Genomic DNA, 24,507 nt, shown 5'->3' with positions numbered 1-24,507 from the left:
TCCTTTCCTGAAAGACATCATCCCTTTTTCTTTCTTAGCAGATTTATTTAATTTTCTCTTTGTATTCTTTTACTCTGCACTACTGTCCACTTTCCATCCAAGCGCTTTCTCTACCGTATCGATCAGTACCCGGCTTACTCTTTGTGAACCGTCCATCTGTACATAATAGTAGGTCGCACTGTCGTCCTTGCTTCCCACATAGAATGTAACTGTCTTTTCCTTGTCATCATCCGACGTATCCTTGTAAGTCAGCTCCACCTTCGTCCGCTGATCTTCCGCAAGCCCGTAATTGCCAAGCGTCGCGTCCGTCACATGATAATCTGCACAATCTGTAAAATAGAATCCGGAAAGTGCTGTCATAATACTTGTGACAGTATCTTCCTGATCCTCATTGTCCGCTTCGTAGGTTTTTACCTCGTCACCCGGTTTTGTCACAGTCTCTTTTACAAAGTTATCGGATGTAACTGTTACAAAGCTGTCCTTTTCAGCAACATCTGCAAGCTGCCATACCATTTCCGAAATCAGATCTGCCGATACCGTGTACACTTTTTCTGTTCCATCTTCCATGAAATAATAATTTTCTCCGGAAGCATTCCCGATTAGAAATTTATGTGCCTCGCCATCCTTTCCGGTCAGCGTAAGATTATATTCCGGCGAATCAAATCCATAGTCCGAAAGGTCATCCGGATTCTTGATCTCTTTTACCGCCTGAATATCCGAAAATGCATCTTCCATATTTTGCATACTGCTCTCCGTCAGTGCGATCGTGGTGTCCGGCGCATACTCCCAGGTATCATCCTCTTTTACAAAGGACATTTCTTCCCCAGATGCTTCTTTATACTCGATCGACTCCAGCGAATCTGTCTCAAAAATATGCACCACTGCGTTTTCTTTTTTCTTCTCTTCTGCCTCTGACTTAGATGTATTCCATTTTTTCAGCCCGAAAAATGTAATGAGCAGAGCAAGCAGTACGAGCAGAAGGATTCCTATTGTCCTTGTTTTTTTCTCCATCTTTTTTCCTCCTGCCTCTTACGCTTTCCGTCTTCTCATCCAGATCACAAATCCAAGGATCAGAATTGCAAGCGGAATAATAAAGATCACAAGGATGCTGAATGCACCTGCATGCATCGGTGTGTTGGTCTCAGTCGAAAGACTCTTCGCTTCAATCGCAACATTGTTTACATTATCAAAATTCTCTGTCACTGAATTTACAAACAAAGTCAGGTTATCCAGTGTCGTCAGCTGATCTGTGATATCCGAGCTGATCATAGATGCAGAAGCAAGCACCGTAAGTCTTGCTGTCTTTGTGTCTGTATCCGTTGCATCACTCTTATCGTCTTCATCCTCGCTGTCCGAATCTGAAGAATCCGCAGAAATCGCATTGGTAGAAACGGCTCCCAGGATATACTGTCCCTGTGTCTGGTCATTTTCTGTCACTGCATATCCACTGTCTGATGTCTGCATAAATGGAGTAACCGTCAGATTATCATTATCCGTATCTGTTTTCTCCATACCAGGTGAATTCAGCAGAAGTACCATCTGATTGCTGATGCCGCTTCCCAGGTCACCACTCAGAGAAAGCTGTGGGAAGATTGCATAATAATTTCCCTGGTAGCATCTCTGGGTATCTGCAATATAACCGCTGACTTTTTTCAATCCATAATCCGACATAATTCCGTCCAGATTTGGTGTGTCTGAAGTCGTATCTCCAAGGATCAGATAAACCTTTCCGCCGTCACTCAGATATTTCTCAATAATTGTCTTTTCATCATCTGTAATATCCGATGTCGGTGCATAGAGGAACAACAGGTCACAGTCATCCGGGATTTCCGGACTCATACTCAGGTTGATTTCTTCCGTCTCCAGATTATTCTTAGTAAGCAGATCACTTACCGAACTTGAAAATGTCGCTTCTCCGTGACCACTGGTCCGGTAAATCTTGCTTGTTTCCTCGCTGGTTACATAATTGATCGCACTGGTAAGCTGTCCTTCTCCGTCGAAAGAACTTTCACTGGCACTTCCGGTCGTATAATAAGAGTAATAATCGGACTGGATAATATCTGAAAATGAAATCGTTGTAGACTTTCCGGTTGCATCACAGGACACAACGATTACATTCCCATCGGTATTATATTTCTGAAGAACGGACGGATGCAGTACGCTGTCCACCCATTCCACTTTTACTTTGCCGGAAAGCGCCGCATATTTTTTCACAAAAGTCTTGATCCTGGTATCCACAGAATCCTGTTCTGCGATCACTTTCAAATCTACTTTTTTATCCAGCTTCTTCAGCATTTTTGTGGACACGCTGCTGATATCGTACAGATTGTTGCTGCTGATATCAATATTTCTTACTTTTTCCGGAAGCTGTCCTGCCACCAGATTGATCACGATCGCAATTGCAATCACGATCACTGCAAGCCCTACGCTGTAAGTTCCGTTCCGGGAAGACTTGCTGCTGAACATTTTTTTGATTTTTTCCATGTCTTCTCCCTCCTAACTCCAACGTCTTTTCTGAATGGACTGCATGGTCAGGAAGATAAATACACCTGCCACACTCAGATACAGGATCAGCCCACTCACATCGAAAAGCTTGTTATATGCTACGTTGTCAAATACATCTGCAAGATACAGCTTCTTCATGATGTTGACCAAAATATTTTCAAATAATGAAGATTTTACAAAGCTTACGATCACAACCGCAACAACTCCGATTGCTTCGATAATTCCTGCGATCATCCAGTTTCCCGTCATCCGGTAAATGATCAGCGCCACAATGGTAACGAATACCACAATACCGATCATGCCGCTTGTAGCTGATGTCGGGAGGAAATTGATCAGTCCTCCCCAGAGATAGATCAGAAGCAAAACGCCAAAGGTTGTTACTGCCGCAATGATCTGGCTTTCTGTGAGTGATGAAAGAAACATTCCGATTGCCAGATACACGCATCCGAGCAGGAAGAACATCAGAATCGACAGATAATCCACCTTCAGATACGCCGTTCCAAAGCTCTTAATGATAATTGGGAAAATACAAAAAATCAGACACGGTACCGCAAATACCGTCACCATCGCAAGGTATTTCCCCATCACGATATCAAATAATTTTACCGGTGCGGCAAGCAGAAGCTGGTCTGTCTTGTTCTTCCGTTCCTCCGCAAAGGAACGCATGGTGAGCATCGGGATAATGATGATCAACACGTAGTTGATATTCATCAGAACATATGAAAAATAGGGATATCCCGAATTTAAGTTGTACGCCATAAAATAGATTCCCGTGAAGATCACAAGGAAGGCGATCAGGACATAGCCTGTCATTGATTGAAAATAGGATTTTAATTCTCGTTTATAAATTGCTGTCATTTTCGAGATCCTCCTTTTCATCCTCACTTGTCGGAACGGCATTTTCTTCCGGCTCTTCATCCATCTCAGTCAGCTTGTTCTCTTCTGCCTCTTCCTGCGCATTTTTCTTGCGCCGCTTTACCATCCGGCCTTTCTTTTCGCCGTCCTTCATCGCTTTTGCTGCTGCAGGTGTGCTTCCCTGCGTCAGCTCCAGAAAGACATCCTCCAACGTCGTACGGCTGTGATACAACATAAGTAACGGGCAGCCCTCCTGTGCAAATGCCATAAATACTGTTTCCCTGATATCCTTTCCATCCTTCGGGAACAAACTCGCTTTTACCGTTCCTTCTTCTTTTCCGTGTTCCACGGATGCCTTCTGCACATTACCGATTGTGCCGATGACTTTCCGTACCGTATCTTCATTTCCCTTTGCCAGGATTTCCACAGTCTGCTGATTCGTCAGAAGCTTTTCCAAATTCTCCGGTGTATCACTTGCCACCAGTTTCCCTTTAGAAATAATCATAATATAATCACAGACTTCCTGGATCTCTGCCAGAATGTGCGAGCTCAGGATCACGGTATGCTCTTTTGCCAGCTCGCGGATCAGTTCACGGATTTCAATGATCTGCTTCGGATCCAGTCCGACCGTCGGTTCATCCAGAATGATGATCTCCGGGAATCCAAGGATTGCCTGCGCAAGTCCGACTCTCTGCTTATAACCTTTGGACAGGTTCTTGATCAGCCGGTCCTGTACATCCATGATCTTCACCATCAGCATGACCTTCTCAATCTGCTCCTGCCGTTCCGGTTTTGGGATCTTCTTCAATTCCGCTACGAACCTCAGGTATTCATTCACCTTCATATCCGTGTAAAGCGGTGGCATCTCAGGCAGATAACCAATACATTTTTTTGCTGCCTCCGGTTCCTCCAGTATATTGTGCCCGTTGATCAGCACTTCACCTTCTGTGGCGCCAAGATAGCCGGTCATAATATTCATCGTTGTGGACTTTCCGGCACCGTTCGGTCCTAAAAATCCATAGATCTGCCCGGTATCTACAGTAAAATTCAAATGATCTACAGCCAGATGTGAGCCGTATTTCTTTACAAGATTTTTTACCTCAATCAATATTGTTCCTCCTGACTACAAAATTTCATGCTTTTCAATTATACGGATGATTTGTGAAACTTCTAGGGGCAATCTGTGTTCATTCTGTGTTTTTTCTGTAAAACGGTGAACTGCAAAAGTGTACCACCTACCCAATAATAATAGAAATACCGATATCTGGAATCAGCTTTTCCACATATCGGTATTTTATATTTTCAAATCATTTTTTACCCGAAAAAGACTTTTTTATATACTGGGCAGATTTCACTTAACTTGCGATTATCCACACCAGTCAGGCAAGGAATTCTTCCAGAATTTCCCGGATTCTTGCCTCTTTTGTCGGCTCCAGCTTTTCGCCGGTATCTTCCTGCTTAAATCTGGAACCGGCTGTATCTTCCATCCGTGCTCCCGGCTGCTGCGTCCGCATTTCATCAGCCTGATTTGCATTCGCCTGTCCCACTTTTGCTACTGTCTGCACGGTCTGCTGCATTTGTCCATCTTCTGTATACCGTTTTTCGTTCGCAGAAACCGCATTTACCGTAGCTGCGCTTGCTGGCACGGTTTCTTCTGAAAATGGTCTTTGCACCTGACCAGAATGCGCCGCTTCATTTTCCTCTGCATCCATTTTCTCCGGAATCTCATCCGCTCTCTGAACCGTAACCTGGATTTCTTTCTGATTGGTCTTCTCATAGCGATGAGCATATGTATTTTCCAGAAAATCTACCATATAGGTTTTCGCTGCCTCCAGCTGATAGGCATCATCCGCAAGCATCCGGAGTAGAAAGAGCGCCAAAGCTCCCATACCGCCCAAAATACCATATCTGTAAAGTCCCTGTTCCCTCTCCCCCGCTGCATAAGCAAGCGCTGTTCCTGTGGCTCCAAAGATAAGGCAGAGCCAGATGCTCCCCTTCGCCCACTGCCTCCAGGTATGCAGCCTCACGCCAAGCACCCGGTATTCATACAAATATTTCTCTACAAATGCACCAACATTCTGTACTTTATCACTCACCATACACCCATGCTCAAATTTTGCCCTTACAAGCCGCATCAGCGGATGATTGCTTTTACTCATGTTACTTGCTGCTCTTACCAGCTTTTTCAGTGAAATCCCGGTAATCAGTCTTGCAATCGCGCCGATCCCGATCATCACTCCCGTCAGAAAAAATACCGTTTCTCTCACCACGAACATTTCCAACATAAAAAGAATCCTCCTTCTTAGATTTACCGTCATTATACCGTAAACCTCCGAATTTGGATTCCCTAATCGTTCGCCACAATCCGACATCCTGTCTGGAAAATGACGCTGCTTTTCTGTTTTACTTTGCTGCCTTACGCATTACATTCTTTCTACAAGACCTTTGACAAGCCCTACATAATGGGTGATTGCCATCTTCACAAACTCCGGATAATCCATCGTTGCACTGTTGTCAGCTTTGTCCGAAATTGCACGAATAATGACATACGAAACTTTATTCAGATATGCGGTCTGCGCCATTGCTGCGCCTTCCATCTCCGCACACTTTCCATCAAATGTCTTTACCAGATATTCCTTCTTTTCCTTGCCGGAAATAAACTGATCTCCGCTGAGCACTCTTCCGGTAAATGTCTGAATGTCCGGATTCACTTCTTTGTTTACTTCCACTGCCAGCTTCACAAGCTTCTCATCTGCCGGGAAAGAAAAGGTATCCATTCTCGGAATCTGTCCTACCGGATCGCCAAGCATACTTACATCCATGTCGTGCTGAACTGCATCTGTAGAAATCACGATATCCCCGATGTTGATATCTGCATCCAGAGAACCTGCCACACCTGTATTGATCAGCGTATCCACACCAAAACAGTCAATCAGAATCTGTGCGCAGATTCCCATGTTGACTTTTCCGATACCACTTCTTACAACTACAACTTCCTTGCCACTCATAATACCTTTGACAAAAGTCATTCCGGCACGTTCCATCGTATCCTGAACTTCCATCGATTCCTTTAAGATTGCAACCTCTTCATCCATTGCTCCGATAATTCCTATCATTTGAAAATCCTCCGTTTTTCCTACATATTGTTTTTATCTATATCTATAGATTTCCCTTCAAAATTACAATAGCTATTATATCAGATTTCTTATAATATGCACTAGCATTTTCTTATAAGGCTGTGTTATAATCATTGAAGCAATTTTATAAGGCACAATAATAGTATAAATATAAAGGAGGACTATACTCATGGAATTTACACCACACGGCGTCTGTTCTAAGAATATTCACTTAGAAGTAGATGAAGCTGGACGTATTCATAATGTTGAGTTCACAGGCGGATGTAACGGTAACTTACAGGGCATCGGGCGCCTCGTTGAAGGAATGGATATTCACGAAGCAATTTCACGTATCGAAGGTATCAAATGTGGATACAAAGCAACATCCTGCCCGGATCAGCTTTCACTTGCTTTAAAAGAATATTTAAGCAATAACCAGTAATCAAATAATTTTTTCGCAATTTTGCGTCAAAACAAGCAGGTCAGGAATTATCCCGACCTGCTTGTTTTGGTCTAATTCAGTTTAACATTAGTTAGGCTTCTTGCTTGCTCTGATGTTCCATACTCACATACTTCGCGACCGAGTTGTATTATTTGGTCATATGCTTTCTGTCCAATCAGAAAATACGTTTATTAGTTGTGGTCTTTACAGTCCTGTTCGCCCTCTTGTCAGTCTGCAAGACCGGAGATGTTGAACTTTATCAACCTGCAATTCAGACAGGTGTTAAAAGGAATCTTCCATCTCCCTCCCTCATATTGTTCCCTTGTCCTTACTTTCGCTAACTGCCGCACCGGTTGATAGTCGTATGAATATTTTATAAAAAATATTTTTGGTTTGGTGGTGCGGGGTGGGTTAGAGTGGGTAAGGGGTTGGGATGTTTGGTTTGTGATTTTTAGATGTAAATGCCGTCTGTGTACGAGCCACTTACGTCTGAATTTGCGTAATGCACACAGCATACTCGATAATAATATCCAGTTGGTACGGATAATGTTTTACTTGTACTTACATAGACAGAATTATAATTTGTTTCAATCCATGAAGTATAGTAGCCCCATTTTCCATTCACATACCGTTCCACTGTTACATCCACTGTAATCTTGGAAACAACTTTCTGCCCTACTGTGTTTCCTCCTGCAGCAATTTTACCAGGTCCGGCTTTTGTAATTGTTGATGAGCCACTTTTTAAATACACACCTCTGCTCATTGGTCCTACCGTTACCTCTGAAGAATCTTCATTCGTTAAGTAGGAACCATCAACACACTCCGGCGCATCGGATGCCTTTGCAATTCCTCGTGTACTGATAAACAATGTACAAACCATAATCATTGTCATAATCAGTGATAAAATTTTGCTCTTTTTCACCTTTCGCCTCCTCTCTACACTATATTAACAATCGAGCACAAAAAATCTCACGCCATTTTTAGAAAAAATATAAATTTTTTAAAATTTTTTTGAATTCTTCTTCTTCCATAGTTGTATTTAAAATGTAAAAAACATCTTTATACTCAAATTGTGCTATATTCTCTTTACTTCCATCCGATAATTCATACTGAATAATGTTAATTTTATTCCCATCTACTATCATCTGCTCTTCTTTAATTTTTTTATCTTCTACATCATATCCATGTGATTGTTCTTTATAATTAAAAATCATTTGATATTCCATTATAGTTTCTTCATTACTATAAATTAAACAAACTCTTTTCAATGCTTCATCAATATCACTTTGAATTAATGTCATTCCATCCGACTTTCTCCTAAATCGAACAACATCCATTCCAAATTTATCTTTAATTTCTTCATACACACTTTCTTCATCATAATTGTCAATCTTATTCTTATCTCCATCCTCCCTTTCCGTATTAACCTTAACCATTTCTCTATCACCAATAATATCATTCAACACCCTGCCAAAGAACGGCGTCCCACCAATACTCACCATACTCCACATCATAGCAAGCACAGTCACAATCGCCACGATTCCATATACCTTCCAGTGCCGTTTTCTCTTCTTAACTTTCTTCTTCCCGGCTTTCTTCTCGGTCTCTCCGTTCGTACCATCGTCACTTGCTTTATTGTCTGTTTCATGCTTTACATGCTCAATTGGCACAACATTATCTATATAACTGTCACTCTCCACATCTTTCTTAAGATGATCCTTCGTATTCTCCCCGCCGCGAAGTGCCTGAACCTCTCGTCCGAGACGGATTGCCTCCTTGTCGGCATCTGACAGTTTTTCATATGCTTTCTGCTGTTCTTCATATTCTTGGATTTTACTCCACATCTTTTCATCCAGGTCTTCTGGAAAGGAAATGTCCTGCAGTGATTCGTCCGAGTCCATTTCTTCCATGATTTCCCCGGCTTCTTTTTCCAGTTCAGCTTTTAAAAGCTTATCCAGATTATCTTCATGTTTTTCCATTTTAAACCTCATTCTTTTGGATTTCTTTTCCCTTTAACTTGACCTTTTTCCTTCACCTGTTTAATATTATGATATCAGGGCAGTCTCTCTGCCTGTATCAACTGCGAATCTTAATTCGCACCATCAATGGGAGGATTTTTATTATGAAACGCATCATTCTGACCGGCGGAGGTACTGCCGGACATGTTACACCTAATATTGCACTGCTTCCCCGTCTTCGGGAACTGCAGTATGACATACATTACATCGGTTCTTACAACGGTATGGAAAAGCAACTGGTTGAACAGCAGGGGATTCCATATCATGGTATCTCTTCCGGTAAGCTCCGCCGGTATTTCAGCCTTCAGAACTTTACGGATCCGTTCCGCGTCCTGAAAGGCTTCAGTGAAGCCAACCGCCTGATCAAGCAGTTAAAACCGGATGTAATTTTTTCAAAAGGTGGATTTGTAAGTGTTCCTGTTGTTATTGCCGGAAAGAAGAACCATGTTCCTGTTATCATTCACGAATCGGATATGACTCCGGGACTGGCTAATAAGCTTTCCATTCCTTCAGCTGCAAAAGTATGCTGTAACTTCCCGGAAACTTTAAGTTCCCTTCCTCAAGATAAAGCTGTCCTTACCGGATCCCCTATCCGTCAGGAGCTTTTCACCGGAGATAAAGAAAAAGCCCGCGCTTTCTGTGGTTTCAAGGAAGTAAAACCAGTTATCCTGATCGTCGGAGGAAGTCTTGGCGCAGTCGCAGTCAATAATGCAGTACGCAAGATTCTTCCTGAACTGTTAAAAGATTTCCAAGTTGTTCATCTCTGTGGTAAAGGCAAGCTCGATGAAAAGCTCACCGGTCTGAATGGCTATGTTCAATTTGAATATATTCAGGATGAACTGAAAGATCTCTTCGCCCTTGCCGATGTTGTAATCTCAAGAGCAGGTGCAAATGCAATCTGCGAATTGCTTGCTCTTCGCAAACCAAATCTTCTGATTCCACTTTCAGCTAACGCAAGCCGTGGTGACCAGATTCTGAATGCCCGTTCTTTTGAACGTCAGGGATTCAGTATGGTTATGGAAGAAGAAGAGCTTACAGATGAAAAGCTTCTCGCAGCTGTCCACAAGCTTTATGATTCCCGTGAAGACTTCATAAATGCAATGAATCAGTCTTCTCAGCAGGATCCGATCAAGACAATTATCGGTCTGATCGAAGATGCTACTTCCAAATAATTTTTTAACAACAGTTATTTACATTGTTCAAAAACAGGTGCCGGAACGACACCTGTTTTCTTTACATATCCATCGGTGCTATTTTGTGTAATCATCAGAATTGTAATGTATCTTTACCCATTTTCTTGCTCTGTACAGTACACCCGTCAGTGCTTGGATACTGATCCCCATAGATTCAGCCACATCTTTTTGTTTTCTCTCCAGACAGTAAACCATGGTAATTGCTTCGTACCAGTTTTCATTTTCTTCGTACAATGCATCCAGAATCGTCCATCCATAACCCACTTTTTCTTTTTGTAAAATTTTGTGGAATACATGCTCCTCTGCACTTTCCGCATATTCCTTCGAGTACAGATCCGAAAACAGCTCAATATCTGCCTTCGGACATTCTCTTGCCCGCTTCTTCATATAATTGATAGCTGTATTTTTCGTTGTTGTTACCAGCCATGCTGCCATGTATTCTTCATCCACTGTATCAAAGTGTGTATATAGTTTTAGAAAAACCTCCTGGAATATCTCTTCCGCTGACTCTTTGTGACTGCCAGAATAATCCATTGCTATCCGATAAACGTTGAACTTATTTTTATGGTACACGTTCTCGAATTCCTTTTTATTCTTATTCTGAAAACTCACTCCAGTACCTCACTATTTTATTTTTCTTTCAGTTTTTCCAGGATTTCATCCCGATCTTCATCTGTAAGTTTACCCGGTTTCCAGCCGAATCCGCTCTTGTCATTTTTATATCTCGGAATCAGATGCATATGGAAATGGAATACGGTCTGACCGGCCACTTCCCCGTTATTCTGTACGATATTATATCCGTCACATCCAAGTACATCTTTTAATCTTGTTGTGATCTTCTTTGCAAGCTTAAATGCTTTTCCTGCCAGTTCTTCATCAATAGAATAAATATCTGCCGCATGTTCTTTTGGCAGGATCAGTGCATGTCCCTTTGTCGCCGGTCCAAGATCCAGAATTACTCTGAAATCATCATCCTCATATATGGTTGCAGATGGAATTTCTCCATTTGCGATTTTACAAAAAATACAGTTCTCATCCCTCATGTTTTTTCCTTCTTTCTACATTTTCTTCGATTAATCTCGAATTTGTTTACGAACCAGACTTTCAATGATAAACTACAACTACTTTATATCATGGAAAGGATGGTCGTTACCATGCCATTTACTGCAAATGATTATGAAAAGTTACATCAGCTTATGAATTCCAGTCCGAAAATTCGTGAATTACTTCAGAAACTCCTGGATTCACAGCAATATACAATCAGCAAGATCAGTCATGAAGTTCGCAATCCACTGACGCTGATCTACAGTACCTTTCAGCTCATAGAGTCCAGTCACCCTGAAACCAGAGATTTCAGCCACTGGTCAGAGCTTCGCGAAGACATCGAATACACAATCTCTCTGCTGCAGGAGCTGTCTGCCTATAATAACAGTGAACATCTGCATCTGAGCACGTTTTCTGCACAGGAGTTTTTGGGACAGATCTGCCTGTCCTTTGCTGCCTCCTGCGTAGATACCGACATTGAATTCTCTTCTCTGATAGCCCCTGATCTTCCATCTCTGACGGCCGACAGATTAAAGCTGCATGAAGCGATTCTCAACCTTTTAAGAAACGCCCGTGAAGCCATTTCGTCTGCCGGTTCAATCCGTCTGGAAGCAGTCCTCAAAGATCAAATGCTTCAGATTACCATATCTGATACCGGATGTGGAATCTCACCGGAATATCTCGATACGATTTTTGATCCTTTTGTCACTTACAAACCAAACGGTACCGGTCTTGGTCTTGCCATTGTCAGCCGGACAATCACAGCTCACGCCGGAACAGTAACAGTTACTTCCTCCTGTGGAAAAGGCACTTCTTTTTTGCTTTTGTTACCAATTACATAATCATTTTTATTATAAAAAACACGTAATTGTTTTACAAGTACTTCTTTCCATAAACTGGAAAATGTAGTAAAAAGAAAAACATGTCCTATCTTACTTATTCCTCTGAATCATCCGCCATTATCTCATCCCATTGGGATTCCCGTTTTTTTCTACGTTTCTGAAGGCGCTGATTCAGAAATCCCCAGACGCTCTGCCTGTCCTTTACAACCTGCCCTTTCATTTCCTGTTCTGCAATCCAGTCATCCAGTATCAATTCCTCCTGCAAATCATATCCTGCTTTTTTCTCCGGCTGTATACTCTCCATTTCATTCTCCTTTTTCTCCAATATCCGCTCCAGCGCATACTCAATATTATAATTTTCTTCCATTGAAGCCTTATGTAATTCATATGCCAGATAGACTGCCTCTTTCTGTTCATAATCTGTCTCCCTGACAAAATACTCTGTAAGCTCATGAAACTTTTCCAGAATATTACCTTCCAGTCCCGGACAATAACAAAAGTAATAGATTTCATCCGATACATAAATATGTCCCGGATCCAGGCTCAGACAGTTCACGTCCAGCAGATAATTCTTCACTGCATAAAGCACCTGGATAAACTGTCTCATAAAATTTTCCAGATCTGCAAATTTCCAGTGCTCTTTTTCTCCCTTTGCCTTCACGGATATCTTCCCACTGATCTCATAGCGGTACTGGCTTTTATCATCTTTTCCCTGCCCTCTTACCGACAAAAGTCCGGGAATCGCATTTTCCATCAGCATCCGCATCTGATAATCTTCTTTATATAGCTCATCTGTTTCCAGAATCATCCAGGCATGATGTAAATCTCTTTCGTACTCTTCTCTCATTCCTCCTGGTCCCTTTCTACAATCTCCTGCAATACTTTTTTCCTGCGTATTTTTTCCTCTGGCACGGTCAGTGCCGCACTGCGTTTAACAGATACGCGCATTTTTCTCTTTTGCGCTCCTGCTGTCACTTCAAATTCATCTTTTACTACCACAGTTTCCACCGATACTGTATCAAAAAATATCAGTTTGTTTTCAATTCTTTTCTGAAAATACTGCTCCATTTTTCCATCTTCTATTTCCTTTTTCCATCGCCATTCTTCACTTCCGACAATCGCGGTCTCATATGCCGCCCCACCGATAATATTTTTATCATGGTAATAAAAAAGTGCGAAAATGACTGCCATCCAACAAAGCAATACTACCGGCATCAGATACGCCATCTCAACTACTGTACTTCCTTTTAGCTTTACCATATAAATGTCCCCAGATAGCCGATCAGAAGAAAAGGATAAAATGACATTCTTGTCGTCCGTTTCCATTTTCCGCTCCAAAGACCGGCTCCTGCTGCCATCGCAGCCACAAGAAATGCAAGCATCAGCATTCCAAGCAGATTCCAGATCCCAAGAAAAATACCCATATTCAGGATCATCCAGCTGTCTCCGTACCCTATTCCCTCCTGTGACCATTTCGATATCATGAGAAATACAATTCCACATCCCAGTCCGGCAACCCATACACTCCAATGCATCCGTCCAAATAACGCACGGTACAGAATCGCCGCACAGCTTCCTGCGAGCAAATATTCTGTCGAGATTTTCTGATATTTTATATCCTGTGCTGCTCCGAATCCTAAAAAAAATAATCCTGCCAATTTTGCTATTTTCCACCACATTTTGAACATGCTCCTTTTCCTTTTACTTCTGACAGCGGAACTGTATAAACTTTTCTCTTCAGTCCGCTGCATGATAATGAAGTATGATAACGATCCCCGTAATCTGTGACATAGCAGTTGCCATCATTTCCCGGCATCCATCCACACCGTTCACACAAATGATAAATTCCTCCACTGCTGTTTCTCAGTTCCCCTAATTGTGTTTTCGCAACACTGCGCACGGACGGTTCCAGATAAGTGCACTGATAATTCCGGTGATATACGATCCCTGTTTCTGTCACATATACAAGTTCATTATCTCCAATTCCTGCTTCGTAGGTCTTTACATAACCGGTCCATGTCTTCATCCTCATTTTTTCTTTATAATGCAGTACTGGAATATGAAAGACAGGTACCGGCAATTCTACTTCATATTCTGCCGTCAGTTCCAGCACTCCCATTCCCGGTATCGCCCAGGATCTTTTACAGCTGACTCCTCCGCTTCCGCCAACAATCATACTTCGATCCATTCTTTCTTTCCCGACCGCATTTACAAGATCTGCATGCAGACTTATCGGGTTCAGCACCGGAATTTCTGCAAAACTCTCTGCCACCTGCTTTCCTGCACTCTGCAGTCCGCATCTTACTGCAGACTGGATGCTTCTGAGCTCCAGCATCCAGATCAAACTCACCGCCGCATATAGGAACAGCGGAACACAAAGTACAGCTTCTACTGTTACCGAGGCAGATACAGATGCCTTTTCTTTGACACAAGATATGGCGATCAAATCAGGTAGAAAATCAAATCCTTCCTCCTTTCTGCGAATATCAAATATGTGTTTGTAATTCAATATTTTTCTATACATCATCAAAGGAATTTTATTTATTATTTCGATTGTCCTCAGAAAAGACATCTGTATCCACCTCCTAACATTTTCATTTTTTGTTACTGATATTGATATAAAATATGATACTGATACCGGATTCCTCTTCTCAGATAACTTGTCATGTCAAAGTCTGCTCCTGATACGCAGGCATCTGCCCGGAAAAACGTTTTCTCCATTCCGGATCGCAGATTCATTTCCACCAGATCCAATGCTCTCATCGACAGTTCTTCCTTTGATTTTAAAACCAGCATCATTTGCAGATACTGCTCATAAGAATTTCCCTCTTCTGTCTCCTTTCCTTCCGGAATACTTCTGTTCTTTGCCAGCTCAAGCAGACCATCCAGCGTCAGATTCCAGCTTTCCTTACTCTTTACAGCCGGAACCTTCTTCCCTGCCAGAAGCGTTTTAACATCCGTAAGGCTTTCTCCATAAGCCCATGCAAGAAGCAGCGCATGCTTGATCACAGGTCCGATCTCCGGTGAAAGAAACACCGCACTCAGTGTCGTTGCAAGGGTATCCACCTCCATTTGCATGTCCTTATCGGTCAGCAAATATCCATAATTCACTGCAAATCGAAGGATTCGAATTCTCCCGATCACATATTCCAGATTGTCCTTGTCGCTCGCCTTTCCTCCTAACAAATACTCCATCTCATAGTCCAGTACCGTATTCTTTTTCTTATTTGCAGCATTGCCAAACTTATCTATAAGGTACAGATTGAAAAAAATGGTATCTCCGGCTCCATTATCTTTTTCCTTCATAGTTCCGTATCCCTGCCTGAGCTTTCGGTTCGATACAGTCTCTTCTGACTTTACAGCTTTCGATGACAGCGTAAATCCTTCTGGGCTGACCAGATTTAACAGTGCTTGCGCCTGTATATCCACAATATCCGCCAATGGATTATTTTCTGCAGGAAGTTCTTCTTTTTCACTTTCCAGCATCTGGTCAAGTTCTTTACTCGTCTCTATATTCTCTTTCCCATATTCATTTGCTTTCAGTTCCTGCTCCTTCCATTCGGATACCTTTCCCGTCAGATTCTCTATCGCCGCAGCTCCTGTCTTCATTTTCTCGTATTCAACCGCCTGCCGCAGAAATTCTTTCCCATTCTGGTCTGTCAGATAACGGATTGCCGCAATCTCTGTTTCTATATTTTCTGCCCCGTAAAAGGACAGTCGGTTTAAAATATTTTCTTCAGACATTGTTCCGGATTCATAACTGCCTTCTATTGCAAAAATACCATATCGCTCCAGAAGATCTTTCTGATATTCTGCAAACGCAGATTCCACTGCCCTGCCTGCGTCTGCTCTTCTCTCATTCTTTGCCAGCTGGATCGAGGCACTTTCCAGCAAAGCCCCAACCAGAGTAAGAAGCAGAAGAAAGACCAGGCTTAGAAACACAGTAATCTCTCCCTTTACCATTTTTTTCATCTCTGTACACACTCATTTCTGAAATAAAATTTTTATTTTAGATTCCTGAACTTTCATTCGTTATTTTTTCAAATATTTTAGTTACAAGTTCATTAAGCTGTTTCTTAAAAATGATAACCAGACCGATAATGACGACCAGTACAAGGATCAATTCTACCGTTGATATCCCGTCTTTTTCCGTCAGAATCTTCTGAATTCTGATCCATCCCGTCCACAGCTTCTTTTTTACCGCCTTCATTCTCTCACCTCCTACATCTGGATCGACAAAAATGCCGGTACAACTACGATCGTAATCACGATGATCAGCATCAAAAGCATTGGGATCAAAAGTCTGGTTCCTGCCTCTTCTCCCAGCTGTCTCGCCCTGCTCTTTCTGTCCTCCAGTGCCTGTACTGCCTCCATACGAAGCATTTCAGAAATTCCTTTTGCACCCTTTTTCAGATTCTGTGAAAGAAGTGCTCCCATTTTCATATACGGAATCAGATCACATCTTCTTGCAAATCTTTCATAACATTCCATCTCCGGAATCCCACTTTTCATTTCCTGCCAGGTTTTCCAGATTTCTTCATATGCTTCTCTTTTTCTTCCCGTTTTTCCCCTGGTGATCCCATAGTCTTCCGCAATCCTTTTCCACACATTTTTTGCTGTCATTCCGGCACCGGTCAGCATCGTAAACTCTGTGATAATTTCCGGATAATCCAGCATCATCTGCTCTTTTCTCGTCTTCTTCTGATTGTTTTCTTTCTGTATTTCTCTTCCGACAAGCAGAATGCTTATCGCCATTCCGAGCATCAGAATCGGAATCACTTTTGAATCTTTCTCCTCTGTCCAGGCAATTTTTCTTCCGTCCAGACTGGGTGGCAGTGTAAGATATGCTTTCTGCCTCGTAGCACTGTCCTGTAATCTTACCAGTTCCAGAACCCGCTCTTTCGTGGAAAGCGTTTTCTCCTGTCCTGCAAAAATAACAAGATCCATCTCACACGGATATACCTTATCTTCATAATGCAAAACTCCGGTAATATTCATCCCAATCCCCTGATTCTCCGGATCTTCTTCCCGGATTTTTTCCTGATCCAGTCTCCCAAGCGAATCCATTACATCATATCTGCTAAGTTCCCAGGAAACCGAAAACGGAAAATCGTCTAATGCTGTTACCAGATCCAGATCTGTCTTTATATGCGACAGATCCTTATTTTCCCCGGAAATCACTTTTGCAAGCTCTTTCCTCGCTTTCTGAAACTCCTTTTCCAGCCGTTTTTCACTGTAAATCTTTGGTGACACACGAATTTCTATATCCTGCTTTTTTTCTCCTTCAACCTGCATAGAAAGCGCCGCTTCTTTTTGTCCTTCCCCGTACCCGTTCCGCTTTATCTGCATGGTTTCAGAGTTTTCCGTCCCTGTCTTCTGCACGATTTCCGACAAAAATGCCAGACTTGTCACCGCCAACATCAAAAAAAATATCCGCCTGAGAAGCCTGTCCCATTTTCTGAAAAGTAATTTCTTCTTGAAATACATCCATGCACAAGCTCCGAGAAAGAAATACATTCCGATACAAAACCACATTTCTATACCTCGATTTCCACAATCTTGCATCCAAGTCTCCAGGCAGCAATGTAAGCTCCAAGACAAATACTCATAAAAACCGCTCCTGGCAGATTCCCGTATAACCCCGCCATAAATTCCGGAAAGCTCAGACGCATATAACCAATAATTCCCAAAGGGATCACTGACATGATCTGAAATTCCATTTTTTTCGCTGCAATTACGGTATCAATTTCTCTTTTTACTTCCGCTTTATCACCAAGTTGTCTAACCGCATTTTTAATGATCAGAATACTGTCGCCTCCGCTCCTCTTTGCCAGGGAAAATACAGTGACAAATGTATCCACCTCCGGAAGTGCTACCCTTGCAGCAAAATCCTTCCAGGCAGCTTCCGCGGTTACGTTCAGATTCAGCTGCCTTACCATATACGTAAATTCCCGTACAATAAGTGTATGCCTGTCATACATGATCTGCAGGTCTCTCTGTACCTCTTTGATCGCGTTCTCCATAGAGTATCCCACATTCAGCTGCGCTTCCAGTGATTGAAGCGCATCCTGGAACTGTCTTTCAAAACATCTCTTCCCTTTTTCCTCCGCCTGACGGATCATCCTTTCGTAATACTTCATTCCCAGAGGAAAAAGCACTGCCATCATCCACAGTCTTGAATAGAACAGCATGGCGATCAGGAACACCAGAAGAATACTTTCCGTTATTGCCAGGGCATACTCCTTCCGGCTGATACCCTGCCGCCATAAATTTTTCCGTCCGTGTAAGTGTGGACCTTTTCACCCACTCCCCCTGGATTTTTCCATCCTTACTTCCCGTCTCCTGAAAGGAAAATAACGGTTGAAGCCTGATTTCTCCTTTTTCATATCCCAATACCTCCATGATTTCCAATACTTTCCTGCTCTTGTCCCGAAGGCGTCCCAGATGTACCAGGATATCGATTCCGGAAGCGATCTGACGCATAACTGCTTCCAGCGGAAGTTTAATCCCCATCAGTACCATTGTAGACAGTCTGCTCATCATATCATCCGGACTGTTCGCATGACCGGTACTGATCGATCCGTCATGGCCTGTATTAATACTTTTTATATGGACTCCCTATGTTCCCATCATGCAGAAATACAATATCTGCACTTAATATACACTGTATATAACGTTATTATCTTGCCATTCCACAGTTGCAAAAAGAAAAGAGAGCCTTTCACAGCCCTCTTTCATATTGACTTTCTCATTCATTTGTCATACTTAACAGTTTGGCAACCAATGTCTCTAAACTTTTTCCCAAAAATGGGACAAAGTCTGGTATTGCACCAAATGCCATCCCAATTATTATCATTCGCCCACATTCTCTTGCAGATTCCAATGCAAATCCATAACTCAAAACACCTGTCAGAATAAATATAATTGATAAAAAGTAAAGCAAAATATTTCCCAACATCATCGGAATTTTTAATAACCAGCGAATCAATGTCATTACTGCAAGAATTAAATATAAAAACACTTTTATTATGTACTTAACCAACATTTTTAATCCCTCACTTTTTTGTCTTTCCGGACAGCAAGAATCTTGCCATCCGGACTTCCTTTTTTTTGCTATCCGGACTTCCACTTTTTTGCTATCCGGGCTGCAAAATTCTTGCTATCCAATGCAGTTCATTATCCTTTTGTATATATCATTTCCGTCAAAATCATCTCTTCTGCATCATGACAAATGGCATTCATCCTCCTTGTCCATTCCATGTTGTCCTGCCTTTTTAATTTCTCTGTAATTCCTTGTTTCTCCATCATCTGTTTTACTAATTGTTCTTCCCTATCCCTTGCTTCTGCATCAATCTGATTCAAATGCTCGACAAGTTTTCCTTGTAACAACAATATTTGATATTTTGCCTTTCTGTGTTCCTGTAAATAGCTTTTACGAAGCATCCCATATTTCCCATAAGTTGGTTCGATATCTGTAAGTGCCAATTTTGGCAAATAATAATCACCACATAACATATAAGTAAGTCCATTTTTCTCATCATAAATTTCGTTCTGCATAAAATATTCTCCTTTTCTTCCTATAATTGGTCGTACATCTTCAACAGTGTTCCCTTTTTCATTTGACTATATTTCACCTGTAATTCTTCATATTTTTTCTGAAGACTTTCATATTCGTTTTTCGGAACACTATCGGATAATTTCTGTTCTAAACTCTTAATCCGTGCTTCCTGTGCTTTTGCAATAGCATCACTTTTAGGATTTCGCAATATCATTCCCTGTTGTTTTTCCTTCAATTCCATCATGACCTGTTTCACATTCGGATTATTATAGAAAAAACCTCTGGAAAGTCCTGTTAGTTTTGTAAGTTCAGCAACTGAAATTTTTATATTTTTTCTATACATTGTTTCAATAGCTGTTATTGCTGTTTCCGTCATTTCCGCACTTTTTTCTTTTGCCAGTGCTACCATTTTATCGTGTTTCTGCATTTTCCTTTTCCCTCCTGTATTGTGCTAATAATTCATTCATTTCATCTCGTACAGCCTTTGTATCCTCCGCTAATGCTTCGTTTCTTAACCGCCGATAATGTGGTATGGTTCGTGTATCCTTATGCCCCAACAGCCTTGCAATGCTATCATCATCTAATTTCATTTCTGTAAGTTTTACTCCAAAAGTATGTCTAAAACGATGTGTACGAAACTCAAAATAATTTCCATTATCATCCCTGATATCATTTTCATAAATCATGATATTTACATGATATTTCAGCATTGAATCTGTATACAATTTTCCATTATCTTGCAGAAAAATATATTCTGAATCTGGATGCTCCTTTTCTGAAACTTCTATTGCTTTTCTAATCAATTCTGCCAGCTGATTGCTAACTGGTCTTTTATATTTCCTTGTTTTCTGCTGGATAATAGTTATAAAATAATGTCCAGATTTCTCAGATAAGCAATCCCTTCGCAAAGTCAACGTATCCTCTATTCTTGTACCGAGCATCTGATGTATTATTAAACATCTGCCTAACTGGGGCTTTAATTTTGTTAATGCACAATTAAATCTTCTGATTTCTGCATCTGAATACGCTTCTGGTAAAGCGTTGTCATATGCTCTGCAATCACTGGACAGAAAAAGGTTGCATATATTTCCTATTTCCAGTTCACGCCCTATTTCATCCAACAGATTATCCAAAACCGACAGCTCTGTCGTGTAACTGACTGATGTAAGACCAGTATCCGTTTTTATATAAACCAGATAATCTTCTATCATATCCCTGCTAATTTCTGTAAAGTGCTTTACTTCTGGGAATCGATCATACATGAAACTAGCAAACCGACGGAATCCACGCAATTCACCTTTTATACTACCCATTGCTTTTGTCTGGCAGTGGCTATACAATATTTTCTTTATTATCTCTTTAAATTCTTTCTGCCTGATCTCACGAAAATCTAATCTATATCTTCCACGAATCGGATTACTCCTTGGCACAATATCCAACTTTCTCATATCCCATACATCTTTTTCATTTTCTGGAATATCTGCTGTTTTACACTTCACAACATACTCATAATACATTTTCAGAAAAGAAATCTGAGCGCTACTTTGTTGCTCAACATTCCGCCTATCCGGTCTATTTCTTCTAACATACAGCGCCAATCCTTTTTTATATAAAAATGCTTTATAACTTCTCTCCAGTTCTTCCCATTTTTTATCAGTGATGCTACTACAACTTGTACACTTCTCATTCAGAAATTCTTTCAACAGATCAAATCTGTAAATATCATTTACTACTGTTGATAATGACAAACGTCTACATCTATCATCGATATACCCATAAATCTCATCCTGCATCTTTTCATTATGAATCTCTGATATGTAGTACACCCTGTTTTCCTTCCATTTCAGTCCTGCCAACTGTTTTTCTGTAGCTTGTTGATAACAGTCATACGAAATCAAATTAATATTACCTTTCATCATCTTCTGCTCCTTTCAATTTAAATGACTGATTTTTAGAGAAATATTTATCTTCAGCTGATACAATACGTTCCGGCATGAAATCAATGTACTGTTTTGTCATATTCTCACTTGAATGTCCTAGATAATCTCGTACCCCTTGTATAGAAACCCCATTTCCGTACATTGAAGTTGCAAGGTTATGTCTGTAATCGTGTGCTCTAAAGATATAATCTCCGCAGGCAATCCCACGAACCTTACACTCCCGAATCATCTGATTTGAAAATGTCTGTCCATTAAATGCACCACCCTTTTTATTTTTGAATAAATACTCCCCATTTTTTATTCCGTACTTTTTTTCATAATCATTCACCAGTCCAACCAATAAACTGGGAACAGGAATGACTTTTTCTCTCCGCATTTTGCTTTGATATATGCGCATCCAATTCTCATTGCCTTGTGAATAAAAGGCTCCCGATTTTATTGTACAAACCTCGCTTTTCCTAATTCCTGTGCAAAACAAAATCAAATACATCAACTGTAAATGCTCTGGGAATGCCGGCAGCTCCTTAATCAGATGAGCAATTGTTTTTTCTGGAACACTTCTTTCATTGTGTTCTGAAAAACCTTTTTTTAAAAATCGTTCCGGATAAAACTTCAACACTTCAATATTTTTCATTTTCAAAAACTGTAGAAATGTATGCATATGTGTGATATATCGGTTAAAAGTAGAATACTTAATATCGGACTTATCCAAAACAGACACATAACCCTCTATATCTTGTATCTCCAGTTCAGTTACTTTCTTACTCTGTCCATCCAGATATTTTAAAAATTGTGAAATAAAACTTATTGTATTTCGGATATTTGATAAAGACAGATCCGATATCCCGACCAAATATTTTGCGTATAATTGTAAATACCAACGATTTTCTTTTTCGTAAATATTAATAAATGAAAGGCTTTTAACAGGTGAACTAGCATTGATTCTCGATTTATCAAACTGAAACCTATCCATATACCAGATACACGCTCGCCAATTTGTCTCTGAATCTGTCAGAAATAACGTTCTTCTCGCAAACTCAACAATCTTAGAAGCCTGTTTTTTTATAATTTCCGACTCCTTGTTTAAATACAGATAAAATCTGTTTTCGTCTGCCTGTTCCATTTCTTCAATATCATCTATTCCGTACTTATCGCAAAACCGTATAAGTGCTTTTAATGGTTCTAAAAAATATCTTCGATGTCTTTGTACCTTATCCATATTCAGAATTTCACACAGCAATATTTTTGTCTGTCGCACCAACTGTGATGAATGTATCCTCGTTAAGTCCCATAACAAATCATTCTTATCAACCACCTGACGGAAAGATTGTGCTTTCTTCTTATTGGGGACATACAGCAAAAACAATTTGTCTTGCTTAAAAAACTCCTGTTCTACAGAGAAGGGCTTTCCTTGTGAATAGACATCCGGCATATTTTCTATTTTTAAACGATCAAATAAGCTCAGTAATTCCGCTTTATATTTTTCTGAAATATCCTCTTTTTCAAGAGAGTCCATATACATTTTTCTCGTTTCATAGTTAATATCTGCAGTACACTGTATATCTGTATACTGAAAAAATTTGTATAACCGGTTATAGTATTTTGCTTCTCCAGTCGTAACTAAAGATATTTCTTCCTTTAATTTCTCAGGTATTTTTTCCTGATATAACTTCGGAACAATTTTTAATACTGCCAAGGTAATCCCTCCTTCCTTTTACAGAAAATCTGCAATTTGGTATAAATTTTCATTATTTGAGTAGTATTGATCTGTCGCTTCTACCAATCGTTCATTATTTTCACCCAAGTATTTAATGGTAGTTTCAACTTTCTTATGCCCCAGGGCAAAACGAATGTCATTCAAATCCCATCCTTCTTTTCTTCTTTCCTCCGCAAAATAGTGTCGGAGCTGATGCGGATGGGAATTGATATCCGTTTTTTTGGATAGCCTTTTCAACATGCTATACACAGAATCCGCATCTAATGGCTCTCCTTTGTTTTTTCCAGTTAATTTTGTAAATAGATACTCCGAGTTCATCAGACTTTTTCGGTTATCAGAAATGTACTTAACCAAGAACTCAAAAGTTGTATTACTTAACAAAGCCATTCTATATTCTGCATTTTTTGCTCTTGCCAAGTTGGTATTGGATTCACGATACCTTACCCGAACCGTCCTTCTTTCAAAATCAATATCTTCGGTATAATGGATTCCTAGAATTTCCCCTAATCTAAGACCGGTTTCTGCCATCATTGCTATCAGCAATCGATCTCTATCATTCGTACAGGCATTTATCAGCTCCTGTATTTCTTCGGATGTTATTTCTTCCAGATTAGGTTCTTCTTCTTTGAAGAAACCTTTAAACGAATTCACTGCATTTTGATGATTTACTCCCATACTGTCAAAATATGATACTTTTTTTACTCGTAAGACTTTAAGCATTGGCAAAACATCTTCCAGTGCCAAAAACTGGTAGTATCTGAAGACTGCACCAAGATACATATTGCAGGTCTTATTGCTCGTCTGTGTATTATGCTCAGTATGCTTTCCACTCTTAACCCAATACAAGAAATCAATAAAATGTTTATTCTGCTCTGAATAGGATAGCAATGTAATCTCATCCAATCCTATCGTTTGCTCCTGCAGATAATTGTAATAATATGAAAGTGCGAAGGCTGCGGATTTTACAGTATTCGGAGAAGTATTAATCTGATCCAGATGCTTCAAATACTTTGATGGAAGGATTTCAATTTCTTCAATATCAGAAATAATCAAAAAACGTGGTCTATTATCTTTCAAAACCGAAACAACCCTATATTTCAATCCACAGCCCTCCTTCCTTTCGTTTTGATTTGTTTGACTTCTTTGACTTCTTAATTCTACATTATACACAAAGAAGTCAAAATGTCAATTACGTTTTTGATTTCTTTGACTTTTGCAAGAATATCAATAAAGCATTTTTTGATTTCTTTATGTTTTAAATTGATTTTTAGGGATAT

At 40.5% G+C, this 24,507-nt stretch carries 27 protein-coding genes and 1 pseudogene; 3 read left to right on the top strand and 25 right to left on the bottom strand.

The annotated features are described in order from the left end of the window. Positions 1-69 precede the first annotated feature (69 nt). The 6 genes from NQ556_RS00455 to NQ556_RS00430 all read right to left on the bottom strand — a co-directional run bounded on the left by NQ556_RS00455 (position 70) and on the right by NQ556_RS00430 (position 6,476). Positions 70-1,011 (bottom strand): DUF4340 domain-containing protein, encoded by a 942-nt coding sequence (locus NQ556_RS00455; RefSeq protein WP_008374171.1) that lies wholly within the window; start codon positions 1,009-1,011, stop codon positions 70-72. Between the two features lie 18 nt (positions 1,012-1,029). Beyond that, positions 1,030-2,484: a Gldg family protein gene (locus tag NQ556_RS00450; protein ID WP_022220434.1), complete on the bottom strand. Its 1,455-nt coding sequence runs from the start codon at positions 2,482-2,484 to the stop codon at positions 1,030-1,032. A 12-nt stretch (positions 2,485-2,496) separates the two neighbouring features. Further along, positions 2,497-3,363 carry an ABC transporter permease gene (locus NQ556_RS00445; RefSeq protein ID WP_008374176.1) on the bottom strand — a complete coding sequence of 289 codons (867 nt, stop codon included), beginning with the start codon at positions 3,361-3,363 and terminating at the stop codon, positions 2,497-2,499. Continuing rightward, entirely contained in the window at positions 3,347-4,468 is a 1,122-nt protein-coding gene (locus tag NQ556_RS00440; protein ID WP_008374178.1) for an ABC transporter ATP-binding protein, read from the bottom strand. Before NQ556_RS00440 ends, NQ556_RS00445 begins: the two co-directional genes overlap by 17 nt. A 271-nt stretch (positions 4,469-4,739) precedes the next feature. Then, on the bottom strand, positions 4,740-5,645 hold the full coding sequence (locus NQ556_RS00435; RefSeq protein ID WP_117824713.1) for a hypothetical protein: 906 nt from the start codon (positions 5,643-5,645) through the stop codon (positions 4,740-4,742). 138 nt (positions 5,646-5,783) lie between these two features. Continuing rightward, positions 5,784-6,476, bottom strand: a complete 693-nt coding sequence (locus tag NQ556_RS00430; RefSeq protein WP_008374185.1) for a 5'-methylthioadenosine/adenosylhomocysteine nucleosidase — start codon at positions 6,474-6,476, stop codon at positions 5,784-5,786. 190 nt (positions 6,477-6,666) lie between these two features. Between NQ556_RS00430 and NQ556_RS00425 the strand changes: the two genes are divergently transcribed. Next, the gene (locus NQ556_RS00425; RefSeq protein WP_008374186.1) at positions 6,667-6,918 is read left to right on the top strand and encodes a TIGR03905 family TSCPD domain-containing protein; all 252 of its coding nucleotides are present in this window, start codon (positions 6,667-6,669) and stop codon (positions 6,916-6,918) included. A gap of 451 nt (positions 6,919-7,369) precedes the next feature. On the opposite strand, the gene NQ556_RS00420 is transcribed toward NQ556_RS00425, so the two are convergent. After that, on the bottom strand, positions 7,370-7,840 hold the full coding sequence (locus NQ556_RS00420) for a DUF6147 family protein (protein WP_022220436.1): 471 nt from the start codon (positions 7,838-7,840) through the stop codon (positions 7,370-7,372). Positions 7,841-7,898: 58 nt separating this feature from the next. Beyond that, the gene (locus tag NQ556_RS00415) at positions 7,899-8,897 is read right to left on the bottom strand and encodes a DUF4367 domain-containing protein (protein WP_022220437.1); all 999 of its coding nucleotides are present in this window, start codon (positions 8,895-8,897) and stop codon (positions 7,899-7,901) included. A gap of 143 nt (positions 8,898-9,040) precedes the next feature. Between NQ556_RS00415 and NQ556_RS00410 the strand changes: the two genes are divergently transcribed. Beyond that, on the top strand, positions 9,041-10,108 hold the full coding sequence (locus NQ556_RS00410) for an undecaprenyldiphospho-muramoylpentapeptide beta-N-acetylglucosaminyltransferase (protein WP_008374192.1): 1,068 nt from the start codon (positions 9,041-9,043) through the stop codon (positions 10,106-10,108). Positions 10,109-10,186: 78 nt separating this feature from the next. Here the strand turns inward: NQ556_RS00410 and NQ556_RS00405 are convergent, their stop codons facing one another. Then, entirely contained in the window at positions 10,187-10,741 is a 555-nt protein-coding gene (locus tag NQ556_RS00405; protein ID WP_022220438.1) for an RNA polymerase sigma factor, read from the bottom strand. A 17-nt stretch (positions 10,742-10,758) separates the two neighbouring features. After that, complete coding sequence (locus tag NQ556_RS00400) at positions 10,759-11,172, bottom strand: HIT family protein (RefSeq protein WP_008374196.1); 414 nt, start codon at positions 11,170-11,172, stop codon at positions 10,759-10,761. A 111-nt stretch (positions 11,173-11,283) separates the two neighbouring features. Between NQ556_RS00400 and NQ556_RS00395 the strand changes: the two genes are divergently transcribed. Continuing rightward, on the top strand, positions 11,284-12,015 hold the full coding sequence (locus tag NQ556_RS00395) for a two-component system sensor histidine kinase NtrB (RefSeq protein WP_022220439.1): 732 nt from the start codon (positions 11,284-11,286) through the stop codon (positions 12,013-12,015). Between the two features lie 94 nt (positions 12,016-12,109). Here the strand turns inward: NQ556_RS00395 and NQ556_RS00390 are convergent, their stop codons facing one another. The 15 genes and pseudogenes from NQ556_RS00390 to NQ556_RS00320 all read right to left on the bottom strand — a co-directional run bounded on the left by NQ556_RS00390 (position 12,110) and on the right by NQ556_RS00320 (position 24,331). Then, positions 12,110-12,862: a DUF6382 domain-containing protein gene (locus NQ556_RS00390; protein ID WP_008374199.1), complete on the bottom strand. Its 753-nt coding sequence runs from the start codon at positions 12,860-12,862 to the stop codon at positions 12,110-12,112. Continuing rightward, positions 12,859-13,275, bottom strand: coding sequence for a TadE family protein (locus NQ556_RS00385; protein WP_008374200.1), 417 nt, complete (start codon positions 13,273-13,275; stop codon positions 12,859-12,861). The genes NQ556_RS00390 and NQ556_RS00385 overlap by 4 nt, the downstream gene beginning before the upstream one ends. Then, positions 13,269-13,694: a prepilin peptidase gene (locus NQ556_RS00380; protein ID WP_049938189.1), complete on the bottom strand. Its 426-nt coding sequence runs from the start codon at positions 13,692-13,694 to the stop codon at positions 13,269-13,271. Before NQ556_RS00380 ends, NQ556_RS00385 begins: the two co-directional genes overlap by 7 nt. Next, entirely contained in the window at positions 13,679-14,587 is a 909-nt protein-coding gene (locus NQ556_RS00375) for a hypothetical protein (protein WP_008374202.1), read from the bottom strand. The genes NQ556_RS00380 and NQ556_RS00375 overlap by 16 nt, the downstream gene beginning before the upstream one ends. A 32-nt stretch (positions 14,588-14,619) precedes the next feature. Then, complete coding sequence (locus tag NQ556_RS00370; protein WP_008374203.1) at positions 14,620-15,987, bottom strand: DUF5702 domain-containing protein; 1,368 nt, start codon at positions 15,985-15,987, stop codon at positions 14,620-14,622. Positions 15,988-16,024: 37 nt separating this feature from the next. After that, the gene (locus NQ556_RS00365) at positions 16,025-16,225 is read right to left on the bottom strand and encodes a Flp1 family type IVb pilin (protein ID WP_022220442.1); all 201 of its coding nucleotides are present in this window, start codon (positions 16,223-16,225) and stop codon (positions 16,025-16,027) included. An 11-nt stretch (positions 16,226-16,236) separates the two neighbouring features. Further along, a complete protein-coding gene (locus tag NQ556_RS00360; protein ID WP_204575756.1) occupies positions 16,237-17,436 on the bottom strand; it encodes a hypothetical protein in 1,200 nt (399 codons plus the stop codon). 116 nt (positions 17,437-17,552) lie between these two features. Next, on the bottom strand, positions 17,553-18,155 hold the full coding sequence (locus tag NQ556_RS00355; protein WP_022220444.1) for a type II secretion system F family protein: 603 nt from the start codon (positions 18,153-18,155) through the stop codon (positions 17,553-17,555). 112 nt (positions 18,156-18,267) lie between these two features. Beyond that, positions 18,268-18,624: pseudogene (locus tag NQ556_RS00350) on the bottom strand (ATPase, T2SS/T4P/T4SS family); the annotation flags it as partial. Positions 18,625-18,763: 139 nt separating this feature from the next. Further along, positions 18,764-19,060, bottom strand: a complete 297-nt coding sequence (locus tag NQ556_RS00345) for a hypothetical protein (protein ID WP_015525616.1) — start codon at positions 19,058-19,060, stop codon at positions 18,764-18,766. Between the two features lie 131 nt (positions 19,061-19,191). Further along, a complete protein-coding gene (locus NQ556_RS00340) occupies positions 19,192-19,572 on the bottom strand; it encodes a TnpV protein (protein ID WP_008374212.1) in 381 nt (126 codons plus the stop codon). 20 nt (positions 19,573-19,592) lie between these two features. Next, positions 19,593-20,000, bottom strand: coding sequence for a DUF6262 family protein (locus NQ556_RS00335; protein WP_008374214.1), 408 nt, complete (start codon positions 19,998-20,000; stop codon positions 19,593-19,595). Further along, positions 19,984-21,492 carry a tyrosine-type recombinase/integrase gene (locus NQ556_RS00330; protein WP_227337806.1) on the bottom strand — a complete coding sequence of 503 codons (1,509 nt, stop codon included), beginning with the start codon at positions 21,490-21,492 and terminating at the stop codon, positions 19,984-19,986. Before NQ556_RS00330 ends, NQ556_RS00335 begins: the two co-directional genes overlap by 17 nt. Further along, the gene (locus NQ556_RS00325; RefSeq protein WP_055164289.1) at positions 21,479-23,209 is read right to left on the bottom strand and encodes a tyrosine-type recombinase/integrase; all 1,731 of its coding nucleotides are present in this window, start codon (positions 23,207-23,209) and stop codon (positions 21,479-21,481) included. Before NQ556_RS00325 ends, NQ556_RS00330 begins: the two co-directional genes overlap by 14 nt. A gap of 18 nt (positions 23,210-23,227) precedes the next feature. Continuing rightward, positions 23,228-24,331, bottom strand: coding sequence for a tyrosine-type recombinase/integrase (locus NQ556_RS00320; protein ID WP_055164292.1), 1,104 nt, complete (start codon positions 24,329-24,331; stop codon positions 23,228-23,230). Positions 24,332-24,507: the final 176 nt, after the last annotated feature.

The sequence above is a fragment of the Coprococcus comes ATCC 27758 genome (assembly GCF_025149785.1).
In the GTDB taxonomy this organism is placed as follows: Bacteria; Bacillota; Clostridia; order Lachnospirales; family Lachnospiraceae; genus Allocoprococcus; species Allocoprococcus comes.
Note: the sequence above shows the minus strand (reverse complement) of the source record. Positions and strands in the feature narration are given on the sequence as shown.

Excerpts from the sequence above, each read along its gene's own strand:
- NQ556_RS00330 (WP_227337806.1), bottom strand. The coding sequence starts at position 21,492 with ATGATGAAAGGTAATATTAATTTGATTTCGTATGACTGTTATCAACAA.
- NQ556_RS00385 (WP_008374200.1), bottom strand. The coding sequence starts at position 13,275 with ATGGTAAAGCTAAAAGGAAGTACAGTAGTTGAGATGGCGTATCTGATG.
- NQ556_RS00400 (WP_008374196.1), bottom strand. The coding sequence starts at position 11,172 with ATGAGGGATGAGAACTGTATTTTTTGTAAAATCGCAAATGGAGAAATT.
- NQ556_RS00415 (WP_022220437.1), bottom strand. The coding sequence starts at position 8,897 with ATGGAAAAACATGAAGATAATCTGGATAAGCTTTTAAAAGCTGAACTG.
- NQ556_RS00340 (WP_008374212.1), bottom strand. The coding sequence starts at position 19,572 with ATGCAGAACGAAATTTATGATGAGAAAAATGGACTTACTTATATGTTA.
- NQ556_RS00445 (WP_008374176.1), bottom strand. The coding sequence starts at position 3,363 with ATGACAGCAATTTATAAACGAGAATTAAAATCCTATTTTCAATCAATG.
- NQ556_RS00360 (WP_204575756.1), bottom strand. The coding sequence starts at position 17,436 with ATGTTGGCGGTGACAAGTCTGGCATTTTTGTCGGAAATCGTGCAGAAG.
- NQ556_RS00335 (WP_008374214.1), bottom strand. The coding sequence starts at position 20,000 with ATGCAGAAACACGATAAAATGGTAGCACTGGCAAAAGAAAAAAGTGCG.
- NQ556_RS00370 (WP_008374203.1), bottom strand. The coding sequence starts at position 15,987 with ATGAAAAAAATGGTAAAGGGAGAGATTACTGTGTTTCTAAGCCTGGTC.
- NQ556_RS00425 (WP_008374186.1), top strand. The coding sequence starts at position 6,667 with ATGGAATTTACACCACACGGCGTCTGTTCTAAGAATATTCACTTAGAA.
- NQ556_RS00435 (WP_117824713.1), bottom strand. The coding sequence starts at position 5,645 with ATGTTGGAAATGTTCGTGGTGAGAGAAACGGTATTTTTTCTGACGGGA.
- NQ556_RS00455 (WP_008374171.1), bottom strand. The coding sequence starts at position 1,011 with ATGGAGAAAAAAACAAGGACAATAGGAATCCTTCTGCTCGTACTGCTT.
- NQ556_RS00395 (WP_022220439.1), top strand. The coding sequence starts at position 11,284 with ATGCCATTTACTGCAAATGATTATGAAAAGTTACATCAGCTTATGAAT.
- NQ556_RS00430 (WP_008374185.1), bottom strand. The coding sequence starts at position 6,476 with ATGATAGGAATTATCGGAGCAATGGATGAAGAGGTTGCAATCTTAAAG.
- NQ556_RS00365 (WP_022220442.1), bottom strand. The coding sequence starts at position 16,225 with ATGAAGGCGGTAAAAAAGAAGCTGTGGACGGGATGGATCAGAATTCAG.
- NQ556_RS00450 (WP_022220434.1), bottom strand. The coding sequence starts at position 2,484 with ATGGAAAAAATCAAAAAAATGTTCAGCAGCAAGTCTTCCCGGAACGGA.
- NQ556_RS00355 (WP_022220444.1), bottom strand. The coding sequence starts at position 18,155 with ATGAAGTATTACGAAAGGATGATCCGTCAGGCGGAGGAAAAAGGGAAG.
- NQ556_RS00410 (WP_008374192.1), top strand. The coding sequence starts at position 9,041 with ATGAAACGCATCATTCTGACCGGCGGAGGTACTGCCGGACATGTTACA.
- NQ556_RS00375 (WP_008374202.1), bottom strand. The coding sequence starts at position 14,587 with ATGTCTTTTCTGAGGACAATCGAAATAATAAATAAAATTCCTTTGATG.
- NQ556_RS00380 (WP_049938189.1), bottom strand. The coding sequence starts at position 13,694 with ATGTGGTGGAAAATAGCAAAATTGGCAGGATTATTTTTTTTAGGATTC.
- NQ556_RS00390 (WP_008374199.1), bottom strand. The coding sequence starts at position 12,862 with ATGAGAGAAGAGTACGAAAGAGATTTACATCATGCCTGGATGATTCTG.
- NQ556_RS00345 (WP_015525616.1), bottom strand. The coding sequence starts at position 19,060 with ATGTTGGTTAAGTACATAATAAAAGTGTTTTTATATTTAATTCTTGCA.